This window comes from Streptomyces sp. NRRL F-5630, from assembly GCF_000719475.1.
Classification (GTDB): Bacteria; Actinomycetota; Actinomycetes; order Streptomycetales; family Streptomycetaceae; genus Streptomyces.
Genome location: NZ_JOGO01000149.1, coordinates 1 through 3,589, shown reverse-complemented (window position 1 = coordinate 3,589; position 3,589 = coordinate 1). Strand labels below are relative to the sequence as shown.

Annotated in this window: 1 protein-coding gene; it reads right to left on the bottom strand. The window is 73.2% G+C overall.

Annotated features, from left to right (window positions below):
- Positions 1 to 315: 315 nt before the first annotated feature.
- Positions 316 to 2,538, bottom strand: a complete 2,223-nt coding sequence (locus IF99_RS0129930) for a putative bifunctional diguanylate cyclase/phosphodiesterase (RefSeq protein ID WP_107049037.1) — start codon at positions 2,536 to 2,538, stop codon at positions 316 to 318.
- Positions 2,539 to 3,589 lie beyond the last annotated feature (1,051 nt).

Genomic DNA, 3,589 nt, shown 5'->3' with positions numbered 1-3,589 from the left:
GGGGGGGGCGCACGCGCGTACGCGAGCTGAGCGCAGCCCCCGCCCTCCCAGGGGGGCGCCCCGTAACCAGTCTTTCAGCCCCCGCGCCCCACCCCCCGCCAATCCGCCGAATCTGTGGATAACTTCGCCCTTCCCGAAAAAGCTCTCACTCTTACAGGTGGCGAGCGTTCCCGGCGTGCGGCAGAGGGCGCCGGGATGTGTCACTGTGGCCCCAGCGCGAGGACCGGTGCCTCACCCAGCACCAAGCACCATTGCTCCGTCAGCTCCCACCGCCTGCCGCATGCAGCACGCAGGGGGCGACGAGGGTTACCGGTCTCACCCCGCCGTGGTCCCACCTCCCCGGACCTGCGGCGGGAACGCCGCCCGAGATTCCAGGCGGCGAGCCGCGCCACGTGCACGCAGCCAGGCGGTGGTCTCCTCCGGGGGCATCGCGGCCGAGACCAGCCAGCCCTGGACCGCGTCACAACCGAGGTCTCGCAGCCTCTCCCACGTCTCGTCGTCCTCGACGCCCTCGGCGACGACGACGAGACCCAGGGAGTGGGCGAGATCCACGGTGCACCGCACGATCTCGGCATCCTCGGTGTCGATGGCGAGGCGGGCGACGAACGAGCGGTCGATCTTCAGCTCGCTCACGGGGAGGCGGCGCAGGTGGACAAGGGAGGAGTAACCCGTGCCGAAATCGTCGAGGGACATCTTCACGCCGTGCCCGGTGAGGCCGGCGAGAGTGTCCGCCGCACGCTGGGGGTCTTCGAGGAGGACGTGCTCGGTGATCTCCAGTTGGAGGGCGCCCGGCGGGACGCCGTGCCGCGCGAGGCGTCCCGCAACGGCCCCGGCGAAGCCCGGCGTGTGGACGTCACGAGGGGAGACGTTCACCGCCACGGGAACGTAGAGCCCCTGCGCGCGCCACCGGGCGACCTGCGCGAGAGCGGTCTCCAGCACGTACTCCGTGAGGTACGGCATGAGGCCGCTGCTCTCGGCGATAGCGATGAACTCGTCCGGCGGCACCTTCCCCCGCTCCGGGTGGACCCAGCGCACAAGCGCCTCCAAGCCCGCGACTTCGCCGTCGAAGCGAACCTTCGGCTGGTAGTGCAACTCGACATCGCCGGTGTCGAGCGCACGACGCAGGTCACCGAGGAGCCCCAGCCGGTCGGGGGTATTGGAGTCGCGCTTCGACTCGTAGACCTCGACGCCGGAGCGGTCGCGCTTGGCCTGGTACATCGCCACGTCCGCGCGACGCAGAAGACCTTCGGCGTCGCGCGCGTGGTCGGGGAAGACGGCCACGCCGGCGCTGGCCTCCAGGACGAGGGTCAGCCCGTCGAGGTCAAGAGGGGAGCCGAGTTCGCCGACGAGGCGGCGGGCGAGGCGCTGGGCGGCGGTGGTCGAATCGGCGGCGGGGAGGAGTATCGCGAACTCGTCCCCGCCGAGCCGGGCGGCCTCCGCCTCGCGGGGCAATGAGACCCGCAACCGTTCGGCGATCTGGAGGAGAAGGCGGTCGCCCGCGAGGTGGCCGAGGGTGTCGTTGACGGAACGGAAGCGATCGAGGTCGATCAGGAGCAGCGCGGTCCGCCCTCCCTCCCGTTCAGAGGCGTCGAGCGCGGTCCAGATGCGTTCGAGGAGCCACTGACGGTTGGGGAGGCCGGTGAGGGGGTCGCGCAGTTGTTCCTCGGCCCGGGCGTGCGCCATCCACAGGGAGGTGTCGAGAGCGTAGAGAGGAATGGCGAACAGGGGCAGCAGGAGGGGCCGGTAGGCGGCGACCACGCAGATGAGGGGCGCGATGCCGAGAAGCGCGACGGCGACGAGGAGATGCCGGTTCACCGCGGTACGCGTGGCTGTGGGCAGGCGCGGGGCCCGGTGGCTGGAGAGCAGCCACAGCAGGACGCGCGTCACCAGGAGGTAGGCGAGACAGGCGAGAAGGAGTTCGGGGACGGTGTAGAGGTCCCAGCGTTCGGGGTGCCAGGGGTGCTCGACGCTCGGGGTGACGCCGCAGGCGGCGAGGGCGAGGGCCCCGGCGACGGTGCCGAGGATGTCGACGGCGCCGTGCAGGACGCCGCGGCGCCAGCGATGGCGGCGGGCCAGGCCGACGAGGACGACGACGGTGAGGCTCACGAGGACGGCGGGCAGCCAGCCGTACAGGAGCAGGACGGCGAGGGTGAGCGCGGCGCCCGACCCAGTGCCGCCCCACCAGCGGTCCCTGCCGAGGGCGACGAGGTGGCCGACGATGAGGCCGGTGAGCACGGCGAGGGACCAGCCGTCGACGCCACCGGGAAAGAGTCCGTGCCGGGTGCCAAGGGCGCGCACGACTCCCGTGCCGAGCAGCACGGCGGCGAGCGCCACGACGGCCGCGGGCAGCGCGGGCAACACCCGCCCGGGCGTCACCCCGGCCCCCCTCTGCCGGAACATCGCTTCCCCGTACGCCCTTCCCACCCGGCCGCCGGTGACGGCACCGCGCGCACCCCCTGATGTACCTCCGTGCGTTCCCGACCTTCCGCGCGCGGCCTCGTTCATCCGGGCTTGAGTTCGGGCCCGAGACCCGGCCATGAGGCCTCGCGCTCCGCGCTCCGCCCAGGGCACGTCACTCTCGCTCCCGCGTGCTTCGGTTCCGCGCCCGGGTACTACGGCCTGGGCTCCCCGCGCCGCAGATTCGGACACCCACGCTGCCGATTCAGACTTGCGGACCGCCGACTCCGGTTGGCGTCCCGCCGACTCGGGCCCCCGCGCAGCCACTTCGGACCCGTGCACCGCAGGCTGCGGCCCCCGTGCCCCCGGCTCCGACCCGCGGCCCGCCGACTCCGGCCCCCGTCCAGCAGTCCCGGCGCCGAACCCGCTCCCGCAGACATCCGAGGCGCCCGCCCCGAGTCCCTTCCGCCCGGCCCCCCTCAGAGATCCCGTACCCCCGGCGGACTGGGCGGGCCGGTGCGGGAGGGAGGGACGGGGCTCAGCGGAAGCGGGCGGGCGGGGGGCGTCGGTGGGCGTGGGAGGCACGGAGTGCGCGGGTGAGGGGGTGCGGGTGGGGGGGTGCGGGCCTCTTCCGACAAGCGCGCGCAGTCTTCGCAGGGCTTGGCGCGTTCGTTGCCGCAGCCTGGAGACTGGGGCGACGCTCTCGGTCGGTTCCATTCCCGTCCCTCTCACCACCGGCGGTACCCGTACCCCGGCCCGAAGCCTTCGGTGCGGAACCCCCCATTCCGGCCTCGCGGGCGGAGACGGCGGGCGCGCCAGTCCACACTAGGCCGCGAAGGGCCTCCTGGGGCAGGCGTAGCACAGGGTTGCCCGAATGCGCCCCGGCCTTACGGATGCGTCTGGTATGCGTTGAACGGGCGGACCTTCACCTCGCCCCCGCTCAGTGCGTCACGGCGGGCAAGGCGCCGGTCAACCGCCTGCCGGGCGCCGTGTGTTCCCCTACGAGCGACCCCCGCGCGCACTGCCCGAGCGCCCCGGCGCACGGCACCATCCGCGCCCCTCCCCACCGCACGGCCGTGGGCTCCGCAGCCCCTCCCCCGCCCAGCAGCCCTCAGCGGCCCCCTACCGCCTTGGCGTTCCCCAGCCCGCCTCGCTCGACCCGCCCCCCTGCCTGCCCCTTTTAAACATCTGA

Coding starts and splice junctions, on each gene's coding strand:
- IF99_RS0129930 (WP_107049037.1), bottom strand. CDS start 2,538: ATGGCCGGGTCTCGGGCCCGAACTCAAGCCCGGATGAACGAGGCCGCG.